This window comes from Bradyrhizobium sp. MI1.7, from assembly GCF_055811795.1.
The window spans coordinates 41,427-55,020 of record NZ_JBVVPO010000050.1 but is presented as its reverse complement, the minus strand read 5'-3'; the positions used below and the strand labels follow the sequence as shown (position 1 = coordinate 55,020).

The 13,594-nt window shown below is 65.4% G+C and carries 16 protein-coding genes; 7 read left to right on the top strand and 9 right to left on the bottom strand.

All coding sequences use genetic code 11. The features are described 5' to 3' along the window. Positions 1–39: 39 nt before the first annotated feature. The 4 genes from AC0L3X_RS33520 to ffh all read right to left on the bottom strand — a co-directional run bounded on the left by AC0L3X_RS33520 (position 40) and on the right by ffh (position 3,354). Positions 40–720: a TapB family protein gene (locus tag AC0L3X_RS33520; RefSeq protein ID WP_187387863.1), complete on the bottom strand. Its 681-nt coding sequence runs from the start codon at positions 718–720 to the stop codon at positions 40–42. Between the two features lie 119 nt (positions 721–839). After that, positions 840–1,382, bottom strand: coding sequence for a ribosome maturation factor RimM (rimM, locus tag AC0L3X_RS33515; protein WP_354132178.1), 543 nt, complete (start codon positions 1,380–1,382; stop codon positions 840–842). Between the two features lie 9 nt (positions 1,383–1,391). Continuing rightward, positions 1,392–1,724 carry a 30S ribosomal protein S16 gene (rpsP, locus tag AC0L3X_RS33510; RefSeq protein WP_063980395.1) on the bottom strand — a complete coding sequence of 111 codons (333 nt, stop codon included), beginning with the start codon at positions 1,722–1,724 and terminating at the stop codon, positions 1,392–1,394. An 85-nt stretch (positions 1,725–1,809) separates the two neighbouring features. Further along, the gene (gene ffh / locus AC0L3X_RS33505) at positions 1,810–3,354 is read right to left on the bottom strand and encodes a signal recognition particle protein (protein WP_063980396.1); all 1,545 of its coding nucleotides are present in this window, start codon (positions 3,352–3,354) and stop codon (positions 1,810–1,812) included. 448 nt (positions 3,355–3,802) lie between these two features. On the opposite strand from ffh, the gene AC0L3X_RS33500 reads away from it, so the two are divergent. Then, a complete protein-coding gene (locus AC0L3X_RS33500) occupies positions 3,803–4,867 on the top strand; it encodes an MBL fold metallo-hydrolase (protein ID WP_063980397.1) in 1,065 nt (354 codons plus the stop codon). A gap of 158 nt (positions 4,868–5,025) precedes the next feature. Here AC0L3X_RS33500 and AC0L3X_RS33495 read toward each other — a convergent pair whose 3' ends face one another. Both AC0L3X_RS33495 and AC0L3X_RS33490 read right to left on the bottom strand, forming a co-directional pair. Continuing rightward, entirely contained in the window at positions 5,026–5,745 is a 720-nt protein-coding gene (locus AC0L3X_RS33495) for an SIMPL domain-containing protein (RefSeq protein ID WP_063980398.1), read from the bottom strand. Between the two features lie 5 nt (positions 5,746–5,750). Further along, positions 5,751–6,494 (bottom strand): GyrI-like domain-containing protein, encoded by a 744-nt coding sequence (locus tag AC0L3X_RS33490; protein WP_071908659.1) that lies wholly within the window; start codon positions 6,492–6,494, stop codon positions 5,751–5,753. 206 nt (positions 6,495–6,700) lie between these two features. On the opposite strand from AC0L3X_RS33490, the gene dapF reads away from it, so the two are divergent. The 3 genes from dapF to AC0L3X_RS33475 are packed head-to-tail and all read left to right on the top strand — an operon-like array spanning position 6,701 to position 9,096. Continuing rightward, the gene (gene dapF, locus AC0L3X_RS33485; protein WP_063980399.1) at positions 6,701–7,576 is read left to right on the top strand and encodes a diaminopimelate epimerase; all 876 of its coding nucleotides are present in this window, start codon (positions 6,701–6,703) and stop codon (positions 7,574–7,576) included. Further along, the gene (gene mtaB / locus AC0L3X_RS33480; RefSeq protein ID WP_063980400.1) at positions 7,576–8,829 is read left to right on the top strand and encodes a tRNA (N(6)-L-threonylcarbamoyladenosine(37)-C(2))-methylthiotransferase MtaB; all 1,254 of its coding nucleotides are present in this window, start codon (positions 7,576–7,578) and stop codon (positions 8,827–8,829) included. The genes dapF and mtaB overlap by 1 nt, the downstream gene beginning before the upstream one ends. A 42-nt stretch (positions 8,830–8,871) precedes the next feature. Continuing rightward, positions 8,872–9,096: a twin-arginine translocation (Tat) gene (locus AC0L3X_RS33475; protein ID WP_473317139.1), complete on the top strand. Its 225-nt coding sequence runs from the start codon at positions 8,872–8,874 to the stop codon at positions 9,094–9,096. A 148-nt stretch (positions 9,097–9,244) separates the two neighbouring features. Here AC0L3X_RS33475 and AC0L3X_RS33470 read toward each other — a convergent pair whose 3' ends face one another. The 3 genes from AC0L3X_RS33470 to AC0L3X_RS33460 form a co-directional block, all read right to left on the bottom strand. Then, complete coding sequence (locus AC0L3X_RS33470) at positions 9,245–9,493, bottom strand: GCG_CRPN prefix-to-repeats domain-containing protein (RefSeq protein WP_063982626.1); 249 nt, start codon at positions 9,491–9,493, stop codon at positions 9,245–9,247. 282 nt (positions 9,494–9,775) lie between these two features. Further along, complete coding sequence (locus AC0L3X_RS33465; protein ID WP_283016836.1) at positions 9,776–10,786, bottom strand: alpha/beta fold hydrolase; 1,011 nt, start codon at positions 10,784–10,786, stop codon at positions 9,776–9,778. A 195-nt stretch (positions 10,787–10,981) separates the two neighbouring features. Beyond that, on the bottom strand, positions 10,982–11,680 hold the full coding sequence (locus AC0L3X_RS33460; RefSeq protein WP_028154913.1) for a winged helix-turn-helix domain-containing protein: 699 nt from the start codon (positions 11,678–11,680) through the stop codon (positions 10,982–10,984). Positions 11,681–11,829: 149 nt separating this feature from the next. Between AC0L3X_RS33460 and AC0L3X_RS33455 the strand changes: the two genes are divergently transcribed. The 3 genes from AC0L3X_RS33455 to AC0L3X_RS33445 all read left to right on the top strand — a co-directional run bounded on the left by AC0L3X_RS33455 (position 11,830) and on the right by AC0L3X_RS33445 (position 13,394). Beyond that, complete coding sequence (locus tag AC0L3X_RS33455) at positions 11,830–12,138, top strand: NIPSNAP family protein (protein WP_283016835.1); 309 nt, start codon at positions 11,830–11,832, stop codon at positions 12,136–12,138. A gap of 24 nt (positions 12,139–12,162) precedes the next feature. Next, positions 12,163–12,513 carry an antibiotic biosynthesis monooxygenase family protein gene (locus AC0L3X_RS33450; protein WP_028151163.1) on the top strand — a complete coding sequence of 117 codons (351 nt, stop codon included), beginning with the start codon at positions 12,163–12,165 and terminating at the stop codon, positions 12,511–12,513. A gap of 71 nt (positions 12,514–12,584) precedes the next feature. Then, a complete protein-coding gene (locus AC0L3X_RS33445; protein ID WP_283016834.1) occupies positions 12,585–13,394 on the top strand; it encodes an isocitrate lyase/PEP mutase family protein in 810 nt (269 codons plus the stop codon). Positions 13,395–13,594 lie beyond the last annotated feature (200 nt).

Sequence of the window (13,594 nt, the reverse complement as noted above, 5' to 3'; positions counted from 1 at the left end):
GAAGGCTTCGGTCATCGACGGTCGCTTTCGCGCCGGCCGCTAGCGGCGGCCGTATTCGATCATTTCGAGCGCGCCCCGCTCGCGAACCCTGCCGTCCGCTCTGCTGACATAAGTGCGCTTCACCCAATGGTTGATCTCGGGCACGTACCAGGCCTGCTGCTCGGCCTGGGATTTCTTGGTGGGATCGTTGGCGTTTCGCATCTCGATCGAGGTTTCGATCTTGTAGGCCTCGAATGTGCCGGCGCGGGTGGTGATGGTCTCCCTGGCAGTGACCTTCGAGGTACCCGTGCGCTTCAGGTTGACACCCGCCGTGCTGTTCGAGTCGCTGGACTTGAACGTCCAGGTCTTGCCGATCGCGAGCGGCATGCGGATGCCCGTGCCGTCATTCGGCGTGAACCGCCATGCACCATTGTTGATGATGTCCCACGACCGGTCATAGGTCTGGTAGCCGAAACCGGGCTTGCCGAGGATCTCGAACCGGACGCTGATCTCGGTGGCCGACACGTCGGTGATGGTGTGCGTCATGGTCGATTTGAGGTCGCCCGTGATCTCGTCGCGCATCTCGTAGGTCCAGTGGTCACCGACCTGCGGCTCCTCCATCGGGGCGAGCGAGGTGGCTTGCTCGGCTGCAGCCGGCGGGGGGCTCGGTGGCGTCTGCGCACTGACAAGGCCCGCGGATGCGAGCAGGCCGATCGTTGCCATAAGACAGCGGCGCAGCATTTGGAGCTCCGGTGTTGGGGAGAGGCGCGGGAGGGCGATGCAACCAAAGCGTGAACGAGCCGGATGCCCGATGCAAGTGAAGATTTCGCGAGATTTGTTAGCGAGCCGTTACCGCACCGTCATGATGACGGAGCCTCGCTGTCATCATCACCCTCGATCTCCTGCGGCAGCGCGATCACGACGCGGCCGCCTGTGAGATCGACTTCCGGCACCACCGCGTTTGTGAACGGCAGCAGCATCGTCCTGCCCTTTGCAGATCCTTTGGGCGGAGCGATCTCGATGATGTCGCCGGCGCCGAAATTGTGGATCGCGAGCACGCGGCCGAGCGCGTCGCCGTCGGTGGTGACGGCGGCGAGCCCGATCAGGTCGGTGTGGTAATATTCGTCCTCGTCGGTCGCGGGCAGCTTTTCGCGCGCGACGTAGAGCTCGATGCCGTTGAGGCGCTCGGCCTCATCGCGGGTCGTGACGCCCTTGAACGTCGCGACCAGATGATCCTTGGCTTCGCGCGCCTGCGCGACCTCGAACTGGCGCTTGCCATCCTTGGACAGAAGCGGCCCGTAGCGCCTGACCGCAAAGGGATCTTCGGTGAAGGTCCACAGCTTGACCGCACCGCGCACACCATGCGCGGCGCCGATCCGCGCGACGCAGACCAGCGCCGACATGATCTGACCTTAACCCTTCGCGGCGGCTTCGGCCTGCGCCTTGCGCTCCTTGCGCGGCACGGCCTTCTCAGGGTTGTTGCGCGCTTCGCGCTTCTTGACGCCGGCGGCGTCGAGGAAACGCGCCACACGGTCCGACGGCTGCGCACCCTTGGCGACCCAGGCCTTCACCTTGTCCATGTCGAGCTTGAGGCGGGCCTCGTTGTCCTTCGGCAGCAGCGGGTTGAAATAACCGAGACGCTCGATGAAGCGGCCATCGCGGGGAAAGCGCGAATCGGCGACGACGACGTGATAGACGGGGCGCTTCTTGGTGCCTGCGCGAGCGAGGCGGATAACGACGGACATCTGGTTCTCCTTCAAAGTACAGTTTGTTCGGTTGGTTGGTATTCCGCGTCGCGCGAGATGCTTAGGATCCCTCGCGACGAATTCCTCATTTCTTCTTGCCCGGAAATCCGCCGAGGCCCGGCAGCGTCGGCTTGCCGCTCAGCCCGGTCAGTCCGGGAACGTTGGGCAGGCCGGTGCGCAGACCAGCGGGCAAATCCTTCGGCAGGCTGGGCAGACCTTGTCCGCCGCCTTGCATCTTCTCCTGCAACGCCTTCATCTCTTCGGGCGAGGGCGGCTTCATGCCGCCGCCAAAGCCCATCGCCTGCGCAATGCCGGCGAGCGGGCCACGCTTGCCCGAGCCCATGGCCTTCATCACGTCGGCCATGTTCCGGTGCATCTTGAGCAGCTTGTTGACCTGCTCGACGCTCTGGCCGCTTCCTGCGGCGATGCGCTTCTTGCGGCTGGCCTTGAGCAGGTCGGGATGACGGCGCTCGTCGCGCGTCATGGAATCGATCACCGCGACCTGGCGCTTCAGGATCTTGTCGTCGATGCCGGCGGCCGCGATCTGGTTCTTCATCTTGGCGATGCCGGGCATCATGCCCATCAGCCCGCTGATGCCGCCCATGTTCGCCATCTGCAACAGCTGCTCGCGCATGTCGTTGAGGTCGAACTGACCCTTGCGCATGCGCTCGGCGGTGCGCGCGGCCTTTTCGGCGTCGATGTTGGCGGCGGCACGTTCGACCAGCGACACCACGTCGCCCATGCCGAGGATGCGGCCGGCGATACGATCGGGATGGAAATCTTCCAGCGCGTCGGTCTTTTCACCGGTGCCGATCAGCTTGATCGGCTTGCCGGTGACGGCGCGCATCGACAGCGCGGCGCCGCCGCGGCCGTCGCCGTCGACGCGTGTCAGCACGATGCCGGTGAGGCCGACGCGCTGATCGAAGGCGCGCGCGAGATTCACGGCGTCCTGGCCGGTGAGGCTGTCGGCGACCAGCAGCACTTCATGCGGATTGGCAGCGGCTTTGATCGCAGCCGCTTCCGCCATCATGTCTTCGTCGAGCGTGGTGCGGCCGGCGGTGTCGAGCAGCACGACGTCGTAGCCGCCGAGCTTGCCGGCTTCCAGCGCGCGCTTCGCAATCTGAGCCGGCTGCTGGCCGGCGACGATCGGCAGGGTCGGAATGTCGAGATCGCGGCCGAGCACGGCCAGCTGCTCCATCGCCGCCGGGCGATAGATGTCGAGCGAAGCCATCAGCACCTTGCGCTTGTCGCGCTGGACCATGCGGCGGGCGAGCTTTGCGGTGGTGGTCGTTTTACCGGAGCCTTGCAGACCGACCATCATGATCGGCACCGGCGGCACGGAATTGACGTCGATGGTCTGGCTTTCGGCACCGAGCGTGTTGATCAGCTCGTCATGGACGATCTTGACCACCATCTGGCCGGGCGTGACCGATTTGACGACGGTGGCGCCGATCGCCTGCTCGCGGACGCGCTCGGTGAAGCTGCGCACCACTTCGAGCGCGACGTCAGCCTCCAGCAGCGCGCGGCGCACCTCGCGCATCGCGGCGTCGACGTCCTTTTCGGTCAGCGCACCGCGCCCCGTCAGACGATCGAGAATGCCACCAAGCCGTTCCGACAGATTGTCGAACAATGCCGTTGTCCCTTGTCCTGCTCGCGCAGGGTTGCCGCGTTCACCATCGTCATGCCCCGGCTTAACCGGGGCATCCAGTACGCCGCGGCACCTCGGTTCAGCCGAGCTGCCTCTGGGATACTGGATCGCCCGATCAAGTCGGGCGATGACCACTTCCAAAGCAAGCGATCTTCCAAACACCTTTGCGCCCGAGGGCGCACAGCGCTGTCGGGCGTTGGCCTCTGGCCTCCAGGGCCAGTAGGCGGGTCGAAAAGAAAGCCTTTCCGAGAAAGTGGCGGGGTTAAACGCCGCTCCCGCCCAAAAGTCAAGGAAAGTTAGGGTGCCGGGGTGCCTTTGCCAGGGCAAGGCCCTGAGAATACGGAACTTTTCGCGGCCGGTTCCTTTTGCCTGGGCTCCGCCCATATAGAAGACGATGACTTACCTCCGTTACCATCCCTGAAGCCCGCTTGTGCCGATCACCCGCCGCCGCCTCTTTGGATCGCTCGCCGGTGGCGCCGCGCTGGTTGGTGTTCCGCCCCTCTGGATGTCCCGCATGAAAACCTATGACGGCCCGGTCTCCGACCATTTTGACGGCCTGACCTTCTTCGATCCCGACGGGGCGCCGCCGAGATCGCTCGGCGAGGTGCTGCGGTGGCAATTAGGTGGCCGGGGGCAGCGCGCGGACTGGCCCGACTGGGTGCCCAACCCCCATGCCGACACGCCGCCGCAGCGCGTCGAGGGCGACAAGGTGCGGCTCTCCTTCGTCGGCCACGTCAGCTGGCTGGTCCAGGCCGGCGGCCTCAACATCCTCGTCGATCCCGTCTGGTCCTCGCGGGTCTCGCCCGTCAGCTTTGCCGGACCGAAGCGGCACAACGACCCCGGTATCGCGTTCGAGAAGCTGCCGAAGATCGACGTCGTGCTGGTCTCGCACGGTCATTACGATCATCTGGACATCGCGACGCTGTCGCGGCTTGCCAAGAACTTTGCGCCGCGCGTGGTGACGCCACTCGGCAACGACGTAACGATGCGCAGCGCCGACTCCTCCATCAAGGTGGAGGCCTTCGACTGGCACGATCGCGTCGAGCTCGGCGGCGGCATCGCCGTGACGCTGGTGCCGACCCGGCACTGGTCGGCGCGCGGCATGTTCGATCGCAACAAGGCACTGTGGGCGAGTTTCGTGCTGGAGACACCGGCGGGGAAAATCTACGTGGTCTGCGATTCCGGCTATGGCGACGGCGGGCACTTTCGCCGCGTCGCAGAGAAGCACGGGCCGCTGCGTCTGGCGATCCTCCCGATCGGCGCCTACGAACCGCGCTGGTTCATGCGCGACCAGCACATGAATCCGGAAGACGCCGTGAAAGCGCTGGCCGATTGCGGCGCGCAAGCCGCGCTCGGGCATCATCACGGCACGTTCCAGCTGACCGATGAAGCGATCGACGCGCCGGCCAAGGCGCTGGTCGAAGCGTTGGATGCCGCGAAGCTTCCGCAGGAACGGTTCGTGGCGATGCAGCCGGGACAGGTGGTGGAGATCTAAATCCATCCACGTACACAACTTGCCCCGGACGCAGCGCAGCGTCTCTTCGACGGTGCGCTGCAGAGCCGGGGCCCATGCAGCAGCACGTGCCGTTGGCTTTCTGGGTCCCGGCCCTGCGCAGCGGCGTTTCACGCTGCAGCGCGTCCGGGACAAGAGACTTATTTGCCTTCAGGGCGAATAATCGCCCAGCTGACATTCACCGTCACCGACAGCGTTTCCTCGCCCGGGGCGACTGCCGCGGGCGCCGCCATCGGCGCGGTCGCCATTCTTGCCTTGAACAGCGGCACCGGAGCGCCGCCCTCGGATACGCTGAGCGGCGAGCCGAGCGTGACGCCGGTGGCCTTGGCATAGATCTCGGCCTTGCGGCGGGCGTCCACGACCGCCTGTTCGCGGGCGTCGTCGAGCAGCTTTGAGGCCTGCGTCACCTCGAAGGAGATGTTGCCGATGTCGTTGGCGCCGGCGCCGACCAGCGTGTCGATGATGCCAGCGACCTTGGTCACGTCGCGGATCTTCACGGTAACGCGGTTAGAGGCGCGGAACCCGACCACGGGCGAAGCGCCGGTGGATTTGTTCTGGCCGTATTGCGGCTGCAAGGACAGGCGCGAGGTCTGATAGTCCTTCTCGGCGATGCCAGCGCCCTTCAGCGCCAGCAGTACCTTGCCCATCGCGGCGTTGTTGGCGTCGGAGGCTTCCTTCGCCGACTTGGCGTCGTTGGCGACGCCGGCGTCGATCTGCGCGAGATCGGGCGCCGCGGAGATCGTGGCTTCGCCGCTCACCGAGATCGCGGAGGGAAAATCGTCCGCGCGTGCGGGCGTCGCCAGCAGCGTGGCGGCGAAAGCGGCGGCAAGGGACGTAAAAAGGACGGCAGGCTTCTTCATCTCTCTCACTTCAATGGCACGAACACGTTGATCACGAGCTTGTCCTCCGCCGTCTTCAGGGGATCGGTGAGGTACTCCTCGATAAAGGTGTCCTTGGCTTCCAGCTTCTTGTCGTCGAGGTGATTGGTGATCGCCTCATAGGTGTTGTCCATGTTGTCGTAGGAGCCGCGATGAACGAATTTCAGCGCCTTGCCCTCGGGCGATTTGCCGATGCTCATGTCCTTGGGCAGGTTCTTCGGGTCCTGCTCGACCGGGATCTCGGCCAGGAAGGTGAAGCCGGTGTCGTCGGTCGAGGTGTAGACGATCATCGAATTGCCGGCGGGCTTGATGCCCTGCTTGTCCAGCAGCGTGTTCAGCGCCTTGAAAGCGTCGATCAGCGTGTCGAAGGCCGAATCCCAATTGGCAGTGCCCTTGACCATCACGACCTTCTTCGGCTCGAGCGTGGTCTCCAGGCCAAAGGGATCGGCGGTCTGCACCGGGGCGGGCGTCGCGGCCGCAGCGGGCGGCGGGGCCGCCGGAGCGGGTGAGGGCGAAGCGCTGGCCGCAGGCGATGGCGCCGGAGAGGGCGCCGCCGCGGGCGCAGGTGCCGCACTTGCGGCCGGGGAGGGCGAGGCCGACGGAGCCGGCGAAGGGCTGGCCGACGCGGCGGGCGCCGGGCTCGGGGTCTGCGCCAGAGCGCCGGGCACGCCAAACGACATGGTCGCTGCCGGGATCAGCGCGAGCAGTGCGAGGCGACAAAAACGATTCATTCTATTCTCCCCAAGGGCTTATGCGCCAAGGCCTTACATCCCCAAGGCCTTGAGCCGGCCGCGCGTCCCGGATTGCGCGAACCCTGCCGTTCTAACACGCGAGTGCCGAATTCGTCCCATGACAGATGCGTCATGGCTATGGCGGCAAATCACTGGCCAAGCCGCCAAGGATCGCCATATAAGGCAGGCGAAATTCGGGACATTTCATGAGCGCTCTGGCCAACCACGCATTTGCCAAGATGAACGGCATCGGCAACGAGATCGTCGTTGTCGACATGCGTGATTCCGCCGCGCCGGTGACGCCGGACGACGCCCGCGCGGTCGCGTCCGCGCCGGGCGGCGTGCCCTACGACCAGCTCATGGTGCTCCGGAAGCCGCGGTTCGACGGGACCGAGGCCTTCATCAGCATCTACAACAATGACGGCTCCGAGGCCGGCGCCTGCGGCAACGGCATGCGCTGCGTGGTGCGGCGCATCTTCGAGAAGACCGGGCAGACCACGGCAACGTTCGAGACCGCCGCGGGCCTGCTCAATTGCTGGCAGGGCCCGGCGCCCGATCTCTACACCGTCGATATGGGCGCGCCGAAGTTCGGCTGGCAGGAGATTCCGCTGGCGGAAGAGTTTCGCGACACCCGCTACATCGAATTGCAGATCGGGCCGATCGACAATCCGATCCTGCATTCGCCTTCAGTGGTGAGCATGGGCAATCCGCATGCGATCTTCTGGGTCGAGGACGTCAACGCCTATGATCTCGAGCGTTTCGGTCCGCTGCTGGAAAATCACCCGATCTTCCCCGAACGCGCCAACATCACGCTCGCCCACATCGTCGATCGCGACCACGTCACGATCCGCACCTGGGAGCGTGGCGCGGGCCTGACCAGAGCTTGTGGTTCGGCGGCCTGCGCGACCGCGGTCGCGGCCGCGCGGCTGAAGCGCACCGAGCGCAATGTCGAGATCGCGCTGCCCGGCGGCAAGCTCGGGATCGAATGGCGTGAAAGCGATGACCACGTGCTGATGACGGGCCCCGCGACCTTCGAATATGAGGGCTCCTTCGATCCGGCGCTGTTCGCGCCGGTCGGCTGATGGCCGTCGACGTCGTCACCTTCGGCTGCCGCCTCAATGCCTTCGAGGCCGAATTGATCCGCCGCGAGGCTGAAGGCGCTGGCCTTTCCGATACCATCGTCATCAACAGCTGCGCCGTCACCAACGAGGCGGTGGCGCAGGCGCGCCAGTCGATCCGTAAATTGAAGCGCGAACGACCGGGCGCGCGCATCGTCGTCACCGGCTGTGCGGCGCAGACGCAGAGCCGGATGTTCGCAGACATGGCCGAGGTCGATCGCGTCCTCGGCAATGACGACAAGATGCGCAGCGAAGCCTGGCGCGATGCGCGTGCCGCGTTCGATCTCGGTGCGAGCGAAAAGATCGCCGTCAGCGACATCATGGCGGTGAAGGAGATGGCGCCGCATCTGATCGACGGCTTTGCGAGCGGCCTGCCGCGCGTGTTCGTGCAGGTGCAGAACGGCTGCGACCATCGCTGCACGTTCTGCATCATCCCCTATGGCCGCGGCAATTCACGCTCGGTGCCGATGGGCGCGGTGGTCGATCAGGTGCGGGCGCTTGTTGCGCGCGGCCATGCCGAGATCGTGCTGACCGGTGTGGACCTCACCAGCTATGGCGCCGACCTGCCGGGTGCACCAAGACTCGGCATGCTGACGAAGCAGATCTTGCGGCACGTGCCGGAGCTCAAGCGCCTGCGCATCTCCTCGATCGATTCGATCGAGGCCGATGCCGATCTGCTGGATGCCATCGGCGACGATGCGCGCCTGATGCCGCATCTGCACCTGTCGCTGCAATCCGGCGACGACATGATTTTGAAGCGCATGAAACGGCGGCATTCGCGCAACGACGCGATCGCGTTCTGCGACCAGGTCCGCCGCCTGCGCCCGGACATCGCGTTCGGAGCCGACATCATCGCGGGCTTTCCGACCGAGACCGAGGAGATGTTTTCGCGCTCGCTGGATCTCGTGGAGGAGTGCGGTCTGACGTTCCTGCACGTCTTCCCGTATTCGCCACGCCCCGGCACGCCGGCCGCGCGGATGCCGCAGGTCGCGGGCGGTGCGATCAAGGAGCGTGCGAAGCGGCTGCGTGCGGCGGGCGAAGTGGCATTACGACGGCGGCTGCAAGAGGAAGTGGGTACGACGCGCGATGTGCTGATCGAGAGCGACAGCCAGGGCCGCACGGAGCATTATCTGCCGGTGGCGATCGCGGGTGAACGTATTGGCCGTGTGGTGCCGCTGATGATCGCCGGCAGCGATGGCGAGCGGCTAACTACGTAATCAGTGTCGTTGGGGGGGGGGGGGGGGGGGGGCCCCGCGCCCTTGACCGCGAGCGCACAAGCTGCGCCGTTGGCGCCGCAGCCGCTCGGCGATCCCGCGCGCGCGCCGCAAGGCAATCCCGACGCTCGTCCCGCCGTCACCACCAGTGAGGAGACCGCGCAGCTCAAGCCCGAGCAGGTGCATTGGCATGGTCACCACCGCCATTGGGGCTGGCGCCGCCGCCACTGGGGTTGGCATCGCCGGCGCTGGCACCGCCATCACTGGTAAGCTCGGCACACGCCAGGCCTTGAACGGGGATCGCGATTGCGGTCCCCGTTTTGATTCGGAGCCGGCGGATGCGACGCCAGGCGTTCAAAACGAAAATGGCCGCGCAGGCTTTCGCCGCGCGGCCACTTCGTAACGCGAAAAGACGAGATCAGATCGGGCGGCAGCGGCCACCCCACCAACGGAAGCCGTACGGGCAGACGCGGGCGCGGGGCACGACGACGACCGGCGGGGCAACCACCACCGGGCCGGGCCGCACAACGACCGCACCGCGCATCGGGCGGCAGCCGCCATAGGCGCCGCGGTACCAGCCGGGGCCGCAGCCGCCGGCGGCGCTGGCCGCTTCGCTGAAACCGACGACCGCGCTGGCGAGCATGACGGCGGCAAACAGGTATTTCATGAGATCTTCCTCTTGTCCTTGGGCAGGTTTTTGGAGCGCTTGCGGCGCACAATGAATCAAAAGACACGATTCGACACGTTAAATTTGGGGACGTGCCGACACGTCGCGATCCAAACCTGCCAATCATGACCTGAATGCGGCATGAACATTCTCCGCATACGGCTTCTGGCGACAGCAATTGCGCTGGAGCGCCGTCCCGATGGAATCGGAACGGGGCTCCAGGTTCTTAATGCTGATGCGTTTTCTTGACGCGAACCGCTATCCACTTCGCTCGAAAGCGCTCTAGCGGCCAAGAAAGCCCAGCACCAATTCCTTGTACTTCTCCGGCGCCTCCAGGAAGACGAGGTGGCCAGTGTCCGGGATCACCTCGGCCCGTGCGTTCGGCATCTTGGCCGCAAGCGCTTTCGCGAGCTCGGCGTTCTGGCCCATTTTCGCGCGCAATGCCTCCGGCGCGTTCGGTCGGCCCGGCGCGTTGTGATCGTCGGCGCCCATGATGAACAGCGTCGGCTCGGTGATCAACGCGACCTCGTGCGCGACCGGCTCGCGATAGATCATCTGGCCGGAGCTGACGTAGGCGCGCAGCCAGCGCGGATAGTCCGGGCTGCCCTTGATGTTGTAGCGGGCGTCGACGAACGGCGTGATCGCGTCGGGCGGCAGCTTGATCGCGTAATTGGTCTGGAGCTGCTTGCGATAGCCGTCGGGTGTGAGCTTGTCCTCGCTCTCGATGATCTTCTCGGTCGGCGTTGGCGGCACATAGAGACGGTAGTCTTCCAGCCCGATCGGTGCGGTCAGCACGAGATGGGCGACGCGGTCCGGATAGGCGCGGGCGATGCGCACGCCCAGCATGCCGCCGAGCGAATGCGCGACGACCTCGGCTTTGTCGATCTTGAGATGATCGAGCAGCGCAATGGTGTTGCGCGCCAGCGTGTCGAAGTGCAATTCGCCGGTCGGCTTCGAAGATTTGCCGAAGCCGATCTGGTCCGGCACCACGACGCGGAAGCCTGCCTCGCTCAGCATCTTGATGACGGGCGCCCAGTAGCTCGACGGAAAATTGCGCCCGTGCAGCAGCACGACGGTGCGGCCGTTCGGCCGCTCGGGCGCAACGTCCATATAGGCCATGCTGAGCTGCTCGCCGTCATTGATGACAGGCAGCAGATGCACGGGATACGGATAGGCAAAGCCTTCGAGCGCGATGCCGTAGGGCTCGCGCGGGGTAGTGTCGGCGGCGTGGGCGGACGTGAACGGGGAAGCGAGGAGGGCTGCGGCAAGCGCGGCCGGGAGGATGCGGTTCATGAAGATCTCGTAATTGGAGCCGTCATTCCGGGGCGCGTCGAAGATGCGAACCCGGAATCTGGAAGTTCCAGGTTCGATGCTTTGCATCGCCCTGGAACGACACTGCGCTTAAAGCGATGGATGGCCCGGTCAAGCCCGGCCATGACGGAAGCCGTGGTTCACACGCAAACGTGCGATCTCACGCACCTGGCGTGATCAATCCTTCCCGGTCCCGAACAGCGTCGCAAACTGCTTCTCGCCGGTGCGGGTGAAGTTCACCACGCGGCTGCCGGGCGTGGCGTCGCGCGCGGCCCATTTCAGCTCGGCGAACCGCTGCATCATGGCGGCGCCCAGCGTGCCGGCGAGATGATGGCGCCGCTCGCTCCAGTCCAGGCAGGCCTTGCACACCGGACGGCGCGGATGGGTGAGCATGTCGGGCGAGATCTGCAAATGCTTTGCGAGGAAGCGCTCGCCCTCGGCCGTCAGCTCGATGTCCTGCTTCTTCTGCCTGACCAGGTTTCGCGTGCGTAGACTGTCGAGCATCTGCACGCCGAGATCGCCGGCGAGGTGGTCGTAGCAGATCCGAGCGCGCCGCAGCGCCGGATCCTTCGGCCCCGTGCGCACGCGCATGTGGCCGGTCCGCGCGGCAAGTCCCGCAAGGCCTTCGAGCACGCCGGCGACGTCGTCGTCGGTGAGGCGGTAGTAGCGGTGGCGGCCCTGCTTCTCCGGCTCGATCAGCCCGCCGGCCTCGAGCTTGGCCAGATGCGAGCTCGCGGTCTGCGGCGTGATGCCTGCCTCCTGCGCGAGCTCGCTCGCAGTGAGCGCGCGGCCGTTCATCAGCGCGGTGAGCATGTTGGCGCGGGCGGGGTCGCCGACCAGCGAGGCAATCATGGCGATGTCAGGACCTGATTTCATGCTTCGATGGTAGCCGAAGCATTGAAGTGGAGCAAGGACGTAGTCTGTCTTTGCGAACACGTCATTGCCAGCGAAGCGAAGCAATCCAGTTGCTTCAGCGGCGACGGTGTTGCTTGCGCTTGCCGCAATGAAAAATCAGGGAGCCCACCATGTCCGTCACCGTCTTCATCCGCTACCAGCTCGATCCCTTTAAGCGCGCGCAGTTCGAGGAGTACTCAAAGCACTGGCTCACCATCATCCCGAAATGCGGCGGCGACCTGATCGGCTATTTCATGCCGCATGAGGGCACCAACAACATCGCGTTTGCGCTGATTACCTTCGAGAGTCTGGCCGCCTATGAGGCCTATCGCGCCCGGCTGCGGCAGGACGCAGACGGCATGGCCAACTTCCATTTCGCCGAGGAGAACAAATTCATCCTCGCGGAAGAGCGCACCTTCCTGCGCAAGGTGGTATTGTAGACCGCCAACGCAAAGGAGACGCCCATGATTGCCGTGATTTTCGAAGTCTGGCCCAAGCCGGAACATCGCCAGGACTACTTCGACCTCGCGGCCGACCTGAAGCCGATCCTGCAAACCATCGATGGCTTCATCTCGGTCGAGCGCTTTGAAAGCCTGACCGAGAAGGGCAAGATCCTGTCGGTGTCGTTCTGGCGGGACGAGGCAGCAGTCCAGGCCTGGCGCAATACGATGGAGCACCGGCGCACGCAGGCGAAGGGCAGGGCGAAGATCTTTGCTGATTATCACCTGCGCATCGCCAGCGTCATCCGCGACTACGGCATGAATGATCGCGAGCAGGCGCCGAAGGACAGCCGCGCCGTGCACGACGCGCACTAGCATTTGCGGGCGCGCACTGGCGCTGCCCAGTGCGCGCGCTTATGTCTGCGCGGCCAACAAGGGAGAGAAACATGCATGTGACAACCGCTGACAAGCGCACGACGTTCAAGACGATGCACGAGAGCGGCTGCTTCATCCTGCCCAATCCGGTCGACGTCGGCAGCGCCAAGGCGTTGCAGCATCTCGGTTTCAAGGCACTGGCCTCATCGAGCGCGGGCTTTGCCTGGACCATCGGCAAGGCCGACAACCACGTCACGGTCGATGACGTCTGTCAGCATCTGGCAGCATTGTGCTCGGCCGTCGACATCCCCGTGAATGCGGATTTCGAGGGCGGCTTTGCCGTCGAGCCGGACAAGGTGGCGGACAACGTCGAGCGCGGTGTGCGCACCGGCGTCGCCGGCCTATCGATCGAGGATTCCACCGGCGACAAGGACAAGCCGCTCTACGAGCGCGCGCTGGCGGTCGAGCGCATCAAGGCCTCGCGCAAGGCGATCGGCGACAGCGGCACGCTGCTGGTCGGCCGCTGCGAGGCGTATTTGTGGGGCGTGACCGACCTCAAGCTCGTCATCGACCGGCTCACGGCCTATGCGGACGCAGGCGCCGATTGCCTCTACGCGCCGGGCCTGAAGACGCGCGAGGACATCGCCGCCGTGGTGAAGGCTGTCGCACCAAAGCCGTTCAACCTGCTGATCGGCGCGTCCGGCCTGTCCTTGCAGGAGGCCGCCGACCTCGGCGTGCGCCGCATCAGCGTCGGCGGCTCGCTCGCCCGCGCTGCCTGGGGCGGCTTCATGCGCGCCGCGAAGGAGATGGCGGAGAAGGGGACCTTTACGGAGCTCGGCACCGGCTATTCCGGCGGCGAACTCAACAAGATGTTCAGCTAAACGAAAAGCGGCGGGATGTGAGGTCCCGCCGCTTTTTCATCCTCTCGGTGTCATGCCCCGCGCAAGCGGGGCATCCAGTACGCCGCGGCCTCTCGATTCAATCTCCGCCGCTGGTGGAATACTGGGTCGGCCCGGGCAGCCCGGGGGCCGCCGCGGGTGTGGGTTCTTAGCCCCCCAGGGCCGGGCGGGCCGGGGAGGCG

Coding starts and splice junctions, on each gene's coding strand:
- AC0L3X_RS33520 (WP_187387863.1), bottom strand. CDS start 720: ATGCTGCGCCGCTGTCTTATGGCAACGATCGGCCTGCTCGCATCCGCG.
- rimM (WP_354132178.1), bottom strand. CDS start 1,382: ATGTCGGCGCTGGTCTGCGTCGCGCGGATCGGCGCCGCGCATGGTGTG.
- rpsP (WP_063980395.1), bottom strand. CDS start 1,724: ATGTCCGTCGTTATCCGCCTCGCTCGCGCAGGCACCAAGAAGCGCCCC.
- AC0L3X_RS33495 (WP_063980398.1), bottom strand. CDS start 5,745: ATGAAGAAGCCTGCCGTCCTTTTTACGTCCCTTGCCGCCGCTTTCGCC.
- AC0L3X_RS33490 (WP_071908659.1), bottom strand. CDS start 6,494: ATGAATCGTTTTTGTCGCCTCGCACTGCTCGCGCTGATCCCGGCAGCG.
- dapF (WP_063980399.1), top strand. CDS start 6,701: ATGAGCGCTCTGGCCAACCACGCATTTGCCAAGATGAACGGCATCGGC.
- mtaB (WP_063980400.1), top strand. CDS start 7,576: ATGGCCGTCGACGTCGTCACCTTCGGCTGCCGCCTCAATGCCTTCGAG.
- AC0L3X_RS33470 (WP_063982626.1), bottom strand. CDS start 9,493: ATGAAATACCTGTTTGCCGCCGTCATGCTCGCCAGCGCGGTCGTCGGT.
- AC0L3X_RS33465 (WP_283016836.1), bottom strand. CDS start 10,786: ATGAACCGCATCCTCCCGGCCGCGCTTGCCGCAGCCCTCCTCGCTTCC.
- AC0L3X_RS33460 (WP_028154913.1), bottom strand. CDS start 11,680: ATGAAATCAGGTCCTGACATCGCCATGATTGCCTCGCTGGTCGGCGAC.
- AC0L3X_RS33455 (WP_283016835.1), top strand. CDS start 11,830: ATGTCCGTCACCGTCTTCATCCGCTACCAGCTCGATCCCTTTAAGCGC.
- AC0L3X_RS33450 (WP_028151163.1), top strand. CDS start 12,163: ATGATTGCCGTGATTTTCGAAGTCTGGCCCAAGCCGGAACATCGCCAG.
- AC0L3X_RS33445 (WP_283016834.1), top strand. CDS start 12,585: ATGCATGTGACAACCGCTGACAAGCGCACGACGTTCAAGACGATGCAC.